Here is a 15,245-nt window from a genome sequence, read left to right as displayed (position 1 = left end):
CTATTGCCCCTTCGCAGATATAGCTGCGTCCGAGTCATAAACCGTCACTGAAGCATTGGTGTTAACTGTGGTAGGCAGTAATTTACGCGACAGGAAATATATCAAAGGTATCAGACAGATAAAGCCCCAATAGCTGGTGATTTGGCTCGCTACACTTGGCCAAGTGGCGCCATAACTCACGATACTAACATGGGACTCAATATAATGGCTCGATGGCATGATAAGTCGCCACCACTGGGCTAATTGCGGCATTTCGTGAGTCGGGAAAGTAATGCCCATAAAAGCAAACGCTGGCGCAAATAAAGCGGTACAAAAGCTGATGACCCGCGCACTGTCACGCATCACTACAAATATTAATAACACTAAGCTCCAGACTGCCAATAACATGACTAATTGCGCGAGCAATAATAGGGCTAAACTCCCCGCCATCGGCAGAGCAAGATACAAATACAGCCAAGCTAAAATAAAGCCGCCCTGCAACATCAATATCGGCGTAAACAGCACCATTTTCGCCCACACCTTAGGCCAAAAATGTTCAGTTAAGAGATTCGACATGCCATCGGCCTGAGTGGTAGGCGCTAAATGCAGCTCTCGATTTAAACTGTTTGCCATCACTAACATAGATAACAACTGCCACAGCGCAATCAGCACTGGCGGTACTAAGAAACCTATGTAGTTGTTATTTCGGTTAAACAGGGCTGTTGTTTGGCTTTTGACTGGGCTTAAATTCACTGCGACTTGGGATTTCGGTGTACCATTTTCGAGCTGCTTTAAACCCGCCACTTGCTGTAATCCGTCGCCTAAACTCAGCTGAATTTGGCTTGAGAGTAACTTACCCACCAGCAAAAATTGACTGTTGTAGCGCACATCAATTGTAGGCTTATGGCCTGTAAGTAAATCCTTTTTCATATCATAGGGAAAAACCACAATCGCGTAGACTTTCGCCTGTTGCATCGCGCTTATCGCCGAGGATAAGTCGGTAAAACTTTGCGGTTCGGTAACTGGGTTTGCCTTAAGCTGACGGGTCAACATGCGGCTCAATTGACTATGATCTTGGTCGACAATCGCAACGGGCAGTTGCCTTGGCAGACCTGCACTGAACAACCACCATAAGCATAAAATCCCCAGTAGTGGAATATAACTTATCAGCGCTAACTGCCAAGGGTCATGCCATAGGGCACGCAGCTCACGGCGAACTAACGCTGTGAGCAACGCCATAAAGCTTATGCTCGATGGCTGTGATTCGCCCTTAATCTTGTCCGCCGCGTTGGCGTGAGGCGTACGTTCAGTCACGACTTTTACTCACTGCGCAGCAGCACAGACATGCCGACACGCAGATCGGTAATCGGCTGGTTTGGACGCAATTCCACTTCAAAGGTTCGCATATCAAAATCATGGCCACTTTCGGTCGAACGCCAAGTGGCAAACTCACCCATCACGCTGATATGGGACACAGTAAAATCCACATCCTGCCCGAGTGCCGGAATCGTTAATTGAATTGTTTGACCTTTTTTGAAACGTTTAAGTTGGTCTTCTCGCACTTGGAACACGGCCCAAGCATCCTGCATATCAATCAGACTGACAATCGGAAAACCACTGGGTGCCAATTCACCCGCCTGTAACAGCACGTCGCTGATCTCACCCGATTTAGGTGCGCGCATTTGGCTATCTTCCATAATGGCGCTAACTTCTTTCACTGCACCTTCAGCCTTACGGGCATTACCTGCCGCAGCCACTTTGGTTTCCGCCCGCGCACCTTCCTCGGCCATTTGGTACATGGCTAAGGCCGCTTGTTCTGTGTATTTTGCCGCTTGCCATTGGGTAAAGGCTTCATCGCGTTTTTGTCTTGCCGCCACACCTTCGTTAAATAAATTTTCGACTCGGGTATAAGTGGTTTTAGCGAGTGTTGCTGCCGCCTGCGCCTTGAGCCATTGCTCCTTGGCTGCCATCACTTCTTGGCTGCGAGCACCGTTGTTGGCTTCAAGCTGCATCGCCTTAGCGGCATCACGACCACCTTCGGCCTGCATTAACTTTGCATCTAGCTCAGGACTGCGGATCGCGAATAATAAATCCCCTTGGGCCACACTATCACCGCGGCGCACGAGCACTTGTTCGACTCTGCCTGGCACCTTGGACGAAACATTGTACTCACGGGCTTCAATCTGGCCCTGCAACAAACTCGGCTGCGGGCTATAAGCGAGCTTGAGTCCATAGGCTAAGATAAGGCCTAATGCGACCAACGCCACAAGGGCAAGTATTCTGTTAGCGCGCATTGTTTGTCTCCTGCACTTGGGTAGGGGCTGTGGTACGACCGATAAATTCATCTAATTGACCACTAATGGCCATTAATCTGGCATAGGCTTGCACATAACGATAACGGGCAGCCAATTGCTGAGTTTTCACTGCGCTCAGTTTCAGCTCCGCATCGACTCTGTCGATAGAGGTTGAAAGCCCTTGATTAAAGGCGATGTCACGCAGGCGCAGGTTTTCAATAGCAAGTTCGAGCGAAGTATCGAGCGCCGTCACTTCTTCCTCGGCCTGTAATAATTGGCGGTAGCTTTGATCCACCAGCAGACTCAAGTCTTGTTTAGTTTGTGCCTTGGTATAACGAGCTTGTAAGAGTGCACTTTTCGCCGCTTCGACTTTACCGCTACGACCATCGCGGCTGATCAGTGGCACATTGACCCCAACCCCAACCATCCAGTCAGGTGTGATGCTCGTCAAGAGTGTGTCTTCTTCATACAAGGTGTAGTTACCGAAGAGGAAAACCGTTGGATGGTATTTACCTTTTTCCAACGCTATTAAACCGTTCGCTTGCGTTTCTTTCGCTTCGAGCAATTTGAGCGCCGGATGTTGGCTCAGGGTAATTTGGCTGAGTTGAGCGAATGAAGGAGCCTGCGGCAATACAAACAAGGAAGAATTTGTGCTCACCTGACTTTGCTGTAGCATACGTGCCAGCGCGATCACTGCCATTTCGTGTTGCCGACGAGCACTGCCTAAATTGACTTTAGCATTATCTAAAGCGACCTGAGCATTGAGGCGCTCGACCTTCGCAATTTGCCCTTCTCGCTCTAGTGCTAAAGCATGATCAACATGCTTAGCTAACGAGCCAACCAGATCAGTCTGAGTATTCACCAATGCCAACGTCACATCGACAGCGTAATATCTATCCACCAGCAGGGTAAATAAATCACGCGTTGCCAATTGTAATTCTTGTTGCTTCTCGGCCACCATAGCCGCGTGTATACCTTGAGCCGCAGTGATCTGTCCGCCCGTATAAATCGGCCACATTGCCTGTAAGCTGGCGCTAAAAATATCTTGTTCACTTAAGGGCAGCGGCGGAATACCCGCAATAATGCCGCCAAGCGATGGCGGGATAGAAATCACAGAATTTAATTCTTTCAGATCAAACTCTATCGGTTTATCCAAATGAATATAGTTACCGCGAATGTCTAATGAGGGCAAATTTAAGCTCTCGCCCGCCTCTTGTTCACCCTTAGCGCGGTTAACTTCCTGCGATTGCGCTTGCAACTTGTCGCTCACCTTCAGCACTTGCTGCCAAGCATCAGTAAAGCTAATCGGCTGGGCATAGCCAGCCGAAGGCAATGATAATAGGCACAGCCATACCACACGTGATAGTTTCATTAACACCTCTAGAGTAGTTACTCTAATTTCCTTTGCGAATGATAACATTCATGGTGGGCAGCGACTAGAACCCATAAGCGTAAGGTTCTAGGTTTTATGCTGTTCCGCCCACGGTAAGCTTATCGAGTTTTAGGGTCGGTTGACCCACACCCACAGGCACACTTTGACCATCTTTACCACAAACGCCCACACCTTGATCTAAAGCCATATCGTTACCGACCATAGAAATCTGGCTCATAGCCTCAGGGCCATTACCGATTAAAGTAGCCCCCTTAATGGCTTGAGTAACTTCACCATTTTCAATCAAATAGGCTTCGGATGCTGAGAACACAAACTTACCCGAAGTGATATCGACTTGGCCACCGCCAAAGTTAGGGGCGTAAATGCCCTTCTTCACTGACTTAATAATCTCACTGGGATCTGACTCACCGGCCGTCATATAAGTATTGGTCATACGTGGCATAGGCAAATGCGCGTAGGATTCGCGGCGACCGTTCCCCGTTGGCGCAACACCCATTAAGCGAGCATTGAGTTTGTCTTGGATGTAACCCTTTAAAATACCGTCTTCAATCAATACCGTTCTTTGGGTTTGTACACCTTCATCGTCGATACTCAGTGAACCACGACGATTAGGCAAGGTGCCATCGTCGACCACAGTCACTAACTTAGACGCAACTTGCTGACCAACCTTGCCGCTAAAGGCACTGCTGCCTTTACGGTTAAAGTCGCCTTCCAAACCATGTCCAACCGCTTCGTGGAGCAATACACCGGGCCAGCCATTACCTAACACCACAGGCATTTCACCCGCAGGTGCATCGATGGCGTTAAGGTTAACTTGCGCTTGACGCACGGCTTCGCGGGCAAAGGCGAAACACATAGGTAAACCCGTGTCATCGCTTGCCATTAAAACACCGTAGTCATGACGACCACCACCACCGGCGCCACCACGTTCACGTTTACCGTTTTCTTCCAAAATCACGCTACAGTTAAAACGCACCAGAGGACGGATATCGGCCGCAAGAGTGCCATCACTCGCAGCAACGAGGATTTCTTCGTGCACACCAGCAAGGCTAACCACCACTTGAATAATCCGGCTATCTAGACTGCGAATAAAAGCATCGGCTTCTTTCAGCAGGTTGATTTTTTTGACTTCTTCCATCGCCGCAATCGGATCTAAGCTGTCGTATAACGCCAATGCTTTTTGACGCTTAAAGGCTTGTACCTGAGTCTGCTCACCCGCACTAGCAATGCCACGGGCAGCCTGTACTGCAGCGCTTAAGGCGGCAGGAGTGATATCGTCGGCATAGGCAAAACCCGTTTTCTCACCGCTGATGGCCCGCACGCCTACACCGCGTTCAATATGGAAACTACCGTCTTTGATGATGCCGTCTTCCAGCACCCAAGATTCGTGGCGACTACCTTGAAAATAGAGATCGGAATAATCGATTTTGTGCTGATGTATGGTGTTTAGATAGGTTTGCAGGCCCTCTAACGTTAACCCATTCTTCAATAAACTTTGCTCTACTTGTGCTAAAAATGGCATCTATGCTCTCTTTGACCCCAAGGGATCTTGATATTCTGAGTGTAAATTCGGTGTACTAATTCTATGTGTTAATGCTGCATATCGACTCAAACGCAAATTCAGCATTTCAACTCATCTGCTGGCTATTGGCGCATTATTTCAAGCTTGGTTCAAGGAAACGATTATGCTGCATGACGGGCATTTTACTGCGAATACTGTGCAGTTCGGTTAAGTCGACCTCAGCCTGTACCCAACCCGTACCGGTTTTAAGTTCAGCCAAAATATTCCCCCAAGGACCGACTATCATGCTCTGCCCCCAAGTTTCACGGCTGCCTTCGTTATGCTGTCCCCACTGAGCTGCAGCAAGAATAACGCATTGGGTTTCAATCGCTCTTGCCTGTAACAATACCTGCCAATGGGCTTTCCCCGTCACCTTGGTGAAGGCAGAAGGAACAGCAATAATCTCGGCACCCGCAAGGCGCATCGCCCTAAACAAGTCAGGAAAGCGTAAATCATAACAGATAGCTAGGCCTATTTTGCCAAAAGGTGTATCGATAACACTAATCTGATCACCAGGGCAGAAGGTTTCGCTCTCGCGATATTGCTTTGTACCGTCGGCAACATCTACATCAAAAAGGTGTAGTTTATCGTAATGCCCTAAAGTATCACCTTTATCATCAAACAGATAACAGCGACTATAAACACGACCATCCTCAGCCAACGCCGGAATAGTTCCCGCGACCATAAACACCCGATACTTGGCGGCCAGTGCACTTAACGCCGATTTGAGCGGACTCTGATGAACATCGCCCGCATAGGCAAGTTGCTGACTTTCATGGCCACCAAACAGTAAGCTGCATTCGGGTAACACGACTAAATGGGGCGCATCGGCATCCCGTTTGAGTTCGTTAAGCTGCGATTCGATAAACTGCAGATTGGCGCTGACGTCGCGACTGCTCTGACATTGCAACAGGCTGATGTGCATTCTGCTCTCCCTGAATTTGCTTAATCGGTTCTACTGCTTCGCGATGCTCTGGTATGGCTGGCACTTCTGGCGTAGGTACTACTTGAGGTTGAACCCGCTTTAAATCGAGTGCTTTAATTTTATCAGCAGGCTTTGGTTCATCTCGCTTTGGTTCTTCTGATTTAGCCTCTTGAAGCTGTGATTCTTGAGACTCTGATCCTTGAGAGATCGGAGCCTGGGCCTGCTCAGCTTTAGCCTCGACTGATTGAGCTTCCGTTGATTTGGCTTCAATCGTTTTAACGTCTATCGGTTTAGTTAAATCAGTGTTGTGACTTTTAGGTTCAATCGGCACCGCTGGGCGCTCAACGCCAACTACAGGTAAAATAGATTCTGGAATTTCAATCTCTTTACTCTTACGCTCTAACTCTTCGACCACAGGCTCAGCCATAGTCCCAGTCACCCGAAAACGAATTTCTGAAATCACTTCAATCACTGGCTCAAGCACTTTTGTCAGGGCAAAGGCCCCCAGACCCAGTGTCCAAGCGCTGGTACTGAGCAATACGACAGTCGGCACACTTGAGGCCAATTGCGGCACAAAGCGGATATCGTAATTCAAACTTTCAGTGGTGAGATCCGTATAGCCACGCACCTTCATATTACCCGCAATGGCATCCATTTCAGTGTCTGTGGTTTTCACCACGCCATTATCAATCTGCAAATTGCCATTGAAAGAGTTGAAATACATGCCCTGACCGAAGACATCGGTGAAATCCAGCGACAGTTTACGCACCAGAGAATCTAAACTGAACAGGGAGAAAATCCGCGCGCCCTTGTCACTCACCTGAGATAAGTGGCCTTTGCCTAAGTTGAATTTCACCTTGCCATTTAAGGTTTCGAGGGAGAAGGCATAGGGAGCACCTTGCCAAGATAAGTCCGCATTAACCTTCAAGGGGGCTTCATTAACGCCAGGCTCTATACCCAATTGAGCAGACAGATAACTAAACTGAGTGGCATTTAACTCAACACTGAGATCAGTTTTATTCTGTCCAGCCTGTTGCTGCCAAATGCCACTGCCCTGCAAATTGACATTGGGCGTAGTCAAAGACAATGTTTGAATTTTATATCCTGCCGCTTGTGGGCTCGCCTGCAAAACGAGCTTTCCAAAGGATTTATCGAAGAAACGAAAATCTTCCACATTCACTGCAACTGGCGGCAAGTTAGTGAGCACTTGATCACTGGCAAAATCGGCATCCGTGTTCGGCTTTAACTCAGGTGAAAAATAGAATTTATTCGCCACAACTTTGAGACCTTGAGTTTTCCAATTTGGATAGAAATCGATCCAACCGTCAAATTCGTTGGCAACGGTATTAAAACGCCATCCCGTCTCGTTAGGCTTAGCATTAAGCCTAAGCTCCGTCAGTTGTTGCCCTAAAAGATCGAGCCGACCGATATGAGAATCGATACTCGCCACCGCGGGAAATAAACTTTTATGTGGAATATCATCAACTAAAATGCCCGTTTTCGGTATTTTCTCTTGACCAACAAAGGCATTAATCACAGGTAACCATTCGACTAATTTGGCCTTACCGAGATCGATTTGAATATGACCTTGTTCCGTATTTCTGGCTTCATCCTCACCAAATAAACGCCCCAATAACAAGTCAAAATAACTAAAATTTGCGCCTTTATCGGCATCGAAACCACCGATAAACTCGGCATGACTGGCAAGTTTGACATCGAGCGTCGCATCATCTTGATCGCCAACAAACTCGGCGACTAAAGGTCGTGGTTCATTTTCGGGTTTAGCAAAGTATCCTGGGAGTAACAGTTGCGTCCCCAGCATATCCGAAGTCACTTTGGCTTGGATTTGATAACCTTGCTCAGTAAATAGCATAGTCATAGCACCGTCCCAACTGATTTTTCCCTGATAAAAATCACTCAAGGGATTGTGCAATTCATCGGGGAGACGGCTGAGATCCCAACGACTTTTCAGCGAAAGATTAAGGCCAAAATCTTTACCTTTAGGCTGAGTGTCGAAAGTTAAACTAAGCGGTTGTTCGAACAAGCGCGCTTTGATGCCTTTTCCTGTCACAACCTCATTCGCAAAGTCGACTACACCAGTCACGCCATGAAGTTGAAGCCCTGGCTGAGCAATATATACAGGCGTATTATCAAAACGGATTTGACCACGAATATCTTCAGCTTCACCTTCATACAGTGGAATGCTGATGTCTAAAGTGCCAGTGACAGCACCTTGTACTTGCACAACATCTAAGGTTTTGCCTACTGAGTTCGCCAAAGGTGAGGCTTGTAACACCTTAGTCGCCGCACTGCCTTGAGTAGCCAGTTCGGCTTCAATCCTTAGCAGCGTCTGTTCACCAATGGCGGGAATAAATACATGGGCACCTGTGGCATCCACATTCATCAACTTGCCTTGGTTTAACCAAAGATCCATACGGGTATTTTCAAACAAAGCGTTAAGGGACAGATCTGTGACTGCAGGCCAGTCGGGTTGAAACTGAAATTGGGCATCTGTTAAGGTAAATGCTGCCTGAAACACGCCGCTATTATCGTCGAAGGGAAAACCACTTAACGAACCACGCCAAACAACTTGCGCATCTTGGGTCTGACCCGCTTTAAGCCCAGTATCCAAATACTCTGCAAGTGATTCACCCATCGCCTTATTGGGGAAATACTTGTCGGCATTGGCCACATTGTTAATACGAACATTGGCCGCCAGCGCCATGTGTGCAGCACCGCTAAAGTCCAAATTCAATGCCGCATCAACGCCGATATCTTCGTTTTCAAGCTGCAACTGAGGCACATTTAAACTCAGATGTTCAGTATCGAATTGACCATCAATTGGCGCCCCATTGAACACTAATGGCGCCGAAAATTCATCACCAAAATCAAGAGTGTACACTTGTTCAGGTAGAGAGAAATACAGCGTCTTATCTTGCCAGCGCAGGTTCACATCTACAGGATGAGTATTGGGAATACCGTCAACCTTCTGCCAATGCAACTGCTTCACTTCGGTACTGGCGAGCAAAGGCTGGTCGGCTTTTTGATACAGGCGGATTGGTCCAATATTCGCCTCGGGAGCTAACGCATGCCATTGACGTAATACGGCTCTATCGACTCCAGGAAATAGCGGCAGCAGCGGCAATAGACTCTGAGTATTAACTTGATTCACATAGGCAAATAATTCATCGTTTTGACGCTTCGCGGCCAGCGTTAATGCCGGCCAATGCTCACCATTGGTGACAAAATCCAGTCCTGAACTTTGCACTTCCCAACCCGTCTCCTTTGGCTGCCAGACAATATCGCCCGCTTGAATTTCAAATTTCTGCGGCTCTTGCTTTAATGTCCATTGCAGCCAGCTCGGCTCAAAATGAACCATAGCAGAACTGATGCTGCGGTCGGCAAACGTAAGCCAAGCCTTAAGATTGACAACCCCTTCTAAGGGTAACTTTTGAGTGGAATCATAGGGATTAGGCTGACGTGAAGCCCATTCACCTAAATCCAAAGAGTTAGCCGCCAAATAAATCTGCCCAGTCAAACTGTCGGGATTTGCACCATCGCCCTTGATATCTAACTGTAATCCGAGAGATTCATGCTCAGAGGCATGACTATCAAGATACAACTCTCCCGCACCGCGGTGACGTTCACCATGATTGCGCCAGTTCAAATGACGGATATGGATCGGGCGAAACTCTTGGTGCATGCTCAGCAATTGCACTGTGGCATTGGTTAAGGAGAATCTATCGAGTTGTTTGAGTAATAGGGCATAGAGCCAATCAAGTTGCGGTGCTTTATTAATTGTGGCGGGATCGTTTTCAGTAAGCTTATCCATGTCTAAAGCGACATGGACACCCTCAAAAATAACATCTTCGATTCGCGGGGTGAGCGTGAGCAGCGATTGCCAAAAATCTAACTTCACTTGTACGTTCTTGATCATCAAGGTCACAGGCAGTTGTTCCTGTGGCGGGATCACTAAGTCATCGATGTTAATTGCAGGGCCAAATGCCTGCCAATGGGCGGATAGCTCCCCCACTTGCACATCGACTTTATATTCGCTTTTTACGTAATTAACCAGTTGCTGACGAACTTCATCAACCTGCGGTAATAAGCCACGGATCAAACTGACGGCAAGCGCAAACAAGACCAAAATAAGCGCCATAAATTGCCAACAAAAACGGCTAAATTTTTTTGCAGTAAAAAGCGTAGCCACTACATCATCACCACATCATATTTGTGCTGTGAGTACATAGGCTCATTTTGCAAACGGATGCGCTTACCTATGTAAACCTCAAGTTCAGCAATAAGATGATTATCATCGGTATGCAGACTTTGATACACGGCAGGCGAACAGTACAACAGGAACTCATCAGCATCGTAGGCACGGTTTAAACGGATTATTTCGCGAAAGACCTCATAGGAAACCGTCTCGACTGTCTTCATGCTCCCCGTGCCATGACAGGCCGGACACTCGCCGCAGACGACATGCTCTAAACTTTCGCGGGTACGCTTACGGGTCATTTCGACTAGACCTAACCCCGAAAAACCACTCACATTGGTTTTTACCCTGTCTTTAGACAAAGCGCTAGTTAAGCTGCTAAGAACACGAGCCTTATGATCCGCCGTCATCATGTCGATAAAATCGATAATAATGATACCGCCGAGATTACGCAGACGTAACTGCCTCGCTATCGCTTGGGTCGCTTCGAGGTTGGTATTAAAAATGGTTTCTTCAAGATTCCTGTGCCCCACAAAGGCGCCGGTATTGATATCCACAGTCGTCATGGCTTCGGTTTGATCTATGATCAAATAGCCACCAGACTTGAGCTCGACTTTACGGCCGAGTGCACGTTGAATTTCATTCTCCACATCGTAGAGATCAAAAATAGGCGCAGGTCCTGAATAGTGCTCAATCTTATCGGCAATCTCTGGCATAAACTCCTGCGCAAAAGACTGCAACTCGGCAAAAGTGCGGCGAGAATCCACTTGAATACGGTCCAGCTCAGTACCGACAAAATCACGCACAATGCGCACAGGTAAGGCTAAATCTTGATACAGGAGCGACACACCACTGCGTTTACGTCGCTCACTCACCTTTGACCAAACTCGGCGTAAAAATGCCGCATCTTGGGATAACTCATCTTCCCCTACGCCTTCGGCGGCGGTGCGGATAATAAAACCACCGTCATCATCAACATAGGGCAAAGTAATTTGTTTGAGGCGACTGCGTTCTTCTTCTAGTTCAATACGCTGGGAAACACCAACATGGCTAGAACCTGGCATAAAGACTAAATAACGGGAAGGCAGCGTGATATCGGTCGTTAGGCGTGCGCCCTTAGTGCCCAGCGGATCTTTAACCACTTGCACCATAATGTCTTGCCCTTGACGGACTAACTCGGCGATATCACGAACAACGAAATGACCTTTCTCAACATCGGCGACACACTCAGTGTGCGGTACTATGTCGGACGCATGTAAAAAAGCCGCTTTATCTAAGCCAATATCGACAAAGGCGGCTTGCATACCGGGTAACACACGGCTGATTTTACCTTTGTAAATATTCCCCACTAAACCCCGTTTCATCCGGCGTTCAATATGGACTTCTTGCAGCACACCATGCTCAACTAAAGCAACGCGCGCCTCAGATGGAGTTACGTTGATCAGTAATTCTGAACCCATCTTGCGCTGTATTTTATTTGGATTTAAGCGACTGGTATTCACGACTCACCCCATTCGGGAAACTAGATTAATTAATCGAAGTTACAAACTCTCTAAGCATGAAAACCGAATAAAGGAACAAGGTCAACGTCATTGGAGTACTCGATTCAGAGCCCTAAACGCCAATAAGGTTCATTCTAACCTCAAGCCAAAATCGCAATATAAGCAACCAGCAGCAGTTAAATAAAGCCAACTTCGGCTAACAACTCACGCGTTTCAACCAGAGGTAAACCTACAACGCCAGAATAACTGCCTTCAATTGCAGCCACAAAGCAACCGCCGAGCCCTTGAATGCCATAACTGCCCGCCTTATCCATGGGCTCTTTTGAAGCCACATAAGCCTCAATGTCAGCTGTCGATAAAGCGCAAAAACGCACTTGTGTTTCAACTAAGCGCACTGAAGTTTTTAAGGTTGAGTCAGACTCGCCTGCTTTGTAGGTCAGTGCCACAGCCGTCATCACAGTATGCGTTCTGCCAGACAGTTCACTGAGCGTTTGCTTAGCATCGGCCACATCCAGCGGTTTACCTAATATTTGATTTTCAAGCACTACTATAGTATCAGAACCTAATACAGCAGGCTGTGACATATCTGCGCATAATGCCAGTCCAGCTTGGGCTTTTTCAGCAGCTAAACGTCGTACATAATCCCTTGGCGCTTCGCCCTGTTGCACAGTTTCATCAATATCCGGTGCCACTTGCGTGAAACTAAACTCAGGACGACCGAATCCAATCTGTGCCAATAATTCTTTGCGACGTGGCGAAGTTGAAGCTAAAACTAAATCCACAGTTAACGAACCTTATAATGACGTCGAACCCGACGTAAAATCCAAAATATCCAAGGCCAGATCACTAATCCTGAAATCGCAGGTAAAAATAGATCCGTTTTGAAAACAGCCTCTTGCATCACAAATTCCACCCAGTAAATCACTAAGTGATAAATACAAATCAGTAGCATGATCACTAACGACTGCTGCCATTGAGGGAAGTTTCGCAAACGCTGGCAATGCAAGATAGCGATATAAATAACCAAAGACATAGCTAAAGAGCGCACACCTAAGGTGGCTCCCAATAAAATATCTAATACTAGGCCTAAAACCCATGCGGTTAAGATGTTGTATCTGTGGGGTAATGCGATAGACCAATAGAGAACAATCATTAATAGCCAGTCTGGACGCCAAGCATCAACAGCACTTGGCAAAGGCATGATCTGGCTGATCACGCCGATAAATAATGTCACCCAAACAATAAAGCGCCCATTGGCGGCCTGAAAACTCATTAATGCACCTCAGCCACAGGAGGAGTGGTTTCCGTTGACGGTTTGGTCGCAGGCGCGGTCACAGGTTTAGAAGCCTCTACTGGCGTGACACTTCCGCCAGCAGGAACAGCGCTATCTGCTTTTGATGCATTATCGCTCGATGAATGATCCGCAGCAGGCACGGTAGGCTGACTCGGTAAAGTCACACCTGAATCGGGGGATGGCCAAATCAACAATAAATAACGAATACGATCTAACGCCGCTAAAGGCTGGGCGGTAACTCGAGCGTAACTTTGACCATCTTCAGTCAACACTTCCATAACCCGCGCGACCGGATAACCTTCCGGGAAACGATTCCCTAAACCTGAGGTGACCAGTAAATCGCCGACACGAATGTCGGTACTCTTGGCCACATGGCGCAGCTCTATTTCATCTAACTCACCCGTACCATTGGCAACAAGGCGCACATCATTACGGGTGATACGCACAGGTAATCCGTGTGATACATCGGAGAGCAATAGCACCCTACTGGTCATTTCACTGACTTGTACCACTTGGCCAACAACCCCTTGGGCGTCGACCACAGGCTGCCCAACAAATACACCACTGCGTGAACCATGGTTTAGCACCGCATAGTGATGGAAAGGATCGCTAGCCACCTCCAATACTTCAGCCACCATTTTGCGCGAATCAAGGTAGGCTGGTGAGCCCAACAGTGCGCGTAAACGTTCATTTTCTTGGCGTAAGTGTTCGAAACGCTGTAAGCGTTCACTCATCAGCAATTGCTGCCTGAGCAGCTCTTTATTCTGCAACGCTAACATATTGCGGGTGGCAAAACTTTCAGACGACCAGTCAAGCGCAACACCGGGCACGCTCGCTAAATACTGCAATGGACTAAAAAAAGAGGATAACGATTGCCGTACAGGATCGAGGCGATGATTAGCCACGAGCAAAGCCACCGACAAAATAATTGCCAGTGTCAGACGGAATTGGTTTGAAATACCACGAACAAAAATTGGCTTCATAGGAAAGCTAAGGCGGTGATTAACCGCCCCATACCGAAGTTAAATTAGGTTTCTTCGGAGAACAGATCGCCGCCGTGCATATCAATCATTTCGAGGGCTTTACCACCGCCACGTGCTACGCAGGTCAATGGATCGTCCGCCACCATTACAGGAATTCCGGTTTCTTGCATTAATAAACGGTCTAAATCACGCAATAAAGCGCCGCCGCCAGTTAACACCATACCGCGCTCAGAAATATCTGAAGCTAATTCTGGTGGAGATTGTTCTAACGCCACCATCACAGCACTTACGATGCCAGATAATGGCTCTTGTAAGGCTTCTAAAATTTCATTGCTGTTCAGTGTAAAGCTACGAGGTACACCTTCTGCCAAATTACGGCCGCGGACCTCGATCTCGAGCACTTCATCGCCAGGATAAGCAGTGCCGATAGTGTGCTTGATACGCTCAGCCGTAGCTTCACCAATCAAACTCCCGTAATTACGGCGGACATAGTTGATGATCGCATCATCAAACTTATCACCGCCGATACGTACAGAAGACGAATACACTACACCATTAAGTGAAATAATCGCGACTTCAGTGGTACCACCACCGATATCCACCACCATAGAGCCGGTCGCTTCAGATACGGGTAAACCCGCACCAATCGCAGCTGCCATTGGCTCTTCAATTAAATATACTTCGCGAGCACCAGCGCCCATGGCTGATTCACGAATAGCACGGCGTTCTACTTGAGTGGCACCAACGGGCACACACACAAGCACGCGTGGACTTGGACGAAAAAAACTATTGTTGTGCACTTGTTTAATAAAGTGCTGCAACATTTTCTCCGTCACATAAAAATCTGCAATAACACCGTCCTTCATTGGGCGGATAGCTTGGATATTGCCAGGCGTTCTGCCTAGCATTTGTTTAGCTTCTGTGCCGACCGCGGCAACAGATTTCTGACCGGAGCCACTACGCTCACCACGTATAGCAACAACAGAAGGCTCATTGAGGACTATGCCTTCGCCACGAACATAAATTAATGTGTTAGCTGTACCCAAATCGATCGATAGATCATTAGAAAAAATGCCGCGTAGCTTCTTAAACATGTAA

The 15,245-nt window shown here is 47.6% G+C and carries 11 protein-coding genes; all 11 read right to left on the bottom strand.

From position 1 onward, the window contains the following. Complete coding sequence (locus GWI56_RS12605) at positions 1-1,218, bottom strand: ABC transporter permease (protein ID WP_198573085.1); 1,218 nt, start codon at positions 1,216-1,218, stop codon at positions 1-3. 80 nt (positions 1,219-1,298) lie between these two features. Continuing rightward, positions 1,299-2,273, bottom strand: coding sequence for an efflux RND transporter periplasmic adaptor subunit (locus tag GWI56_RS12600; RefSeq protein WP_173247150.1), 975 nt, complete (start codon positions 2,271-2,273; stop codon positions 1,299-1,301). Continuing rightward, positions 2,263-3,645 carry a TolC family protein gene (locus GWI56_RS12595; RefSeq protein WP_198573069.1) on the bottom strand — a complete coding sequence of 461 codons (1,383 nt, stop codon included), beginning with the start codon at positions 3,643-3,645 and terminating at the stop codon, positions 2,263-2,265. The genes GWI56_RS12600 and GWI56_RS12595 overlap by 11 nt, the downstream gene beginning before the upstream one ends. A gap of 94 nt (positions 3,646-3,739) precedes the next feature. Then, on the bottom strand, positions 3,740-5,188 hold the full coding sequence (gene tldD, locus GWI56_RS12590; protein WP_198573068.1) for a metalloprotease TldD: 1,449 nt from the start codon (positions 5,186-5,188) through the stop codon (positions 3,740-3,742). 133 nt (positions 5,189-5,321) lie between these two features. Beyond that, positions 5,322-6,152 (bottom strand): carbon-nitrogen hydrolase family protein, encoded by an 831-nt coding sequence (locus GWI56_RS12585; RefSeq protein ID WP_198573067.1) that lies wholly within the window; start codon positions 6,150-6,152, stop codon positions 5,322-5,324. Then, complete coding sequence (locus GWI56_RS12580; RefSeq protein WP_198573066.1) at positions 6,076-10,362, bottom strand: YhdP family protein; 4,287 nt, start codon at positions 10,360-10,362, stop codon at positions 6,076-6,078. Before GWI56_RS12580 ends, GWI56_RS12585 begins: the two co-directional genes overlap by 77 nt. Continuing rightward, on the bottom strand, positions 10,362-11,828 hold the full coding sequence (gene rng, locus GWI56_RS12575; protein WP_168825804.1) for a ribonuclease G: 1,467 nt from the start codon (positions 11,826-11,828) through the stop codon (positions 10,362-10,364). Before rng ends, GWI56_RS12580 begins: the two co-directional genes overlap by 1 nt. A gap of 218 nt (positions 11,829-12,046) precedes the next feature. Beyond that, positions 12,047-12,652, bottom strand: a complete 606-nt coding sequence (locus GWI56_RS12570; protein ID WP_198573065.1) for a Maf family protein — start codon at positions 12,650-12,652, stop codon at positions 12,047-12,049. Between the two features lie 2 nt (positions 12,653-12,654). Continuing rightward, a complete protein-coding gene (gene mreD, locus GWI56_RS12565) occupies positions 12,655-13,143 on the bottom strand; it encodes a rod shape-determining protein MreD (RefSeq protein WP_105251286.1) in 489 nt (162 codons plus the stop codon). Continuing rightward, the gene (gene mreC / locus GWI56_RS12560; protein WP_198573064.1) at positions 13,143-14,147 is read right to left on the bottom strand and encodes a rod shape-determining protein MreC; all 1,005 of its coding nucleotides are present in this window, start codon (positions 14,145-14,147) and stop codon (positions 13,143-13,145) included. The genes mreD and mreC overlap by 1 nt, the downstream gene beginning before the upstream one ends. A gap of 44 nt (positions 14,148-14,191) precedes the next feature. Continuing rightward, complete coding sequence (locus GWI56_RS12555) at positions 14,192-15,241, bottom strand: rod shape-determining protein (protein WP_105251284.1); 1,050 nt, start codon at positions 15,239-15,241, stop codon at positions 14,192-14,194. Positions 15,242-15,245 lie beyond the last annotated feature (4 nt).

The sequence above is a fragment of the Shewanella sp. DW31 genome (assembly GCF_015767295.1).
GTDB lineage: Bacteria > Pseudomonadota > Gammaproteobacteria > Enterobacterales > Shewanellaceae > Shewanella > Shewanella oncorhynchi.
Note: the sequence above shows the minus strand (reverse complement) of the source record. Positions and strands in the feature narration are given on the sequence as shown.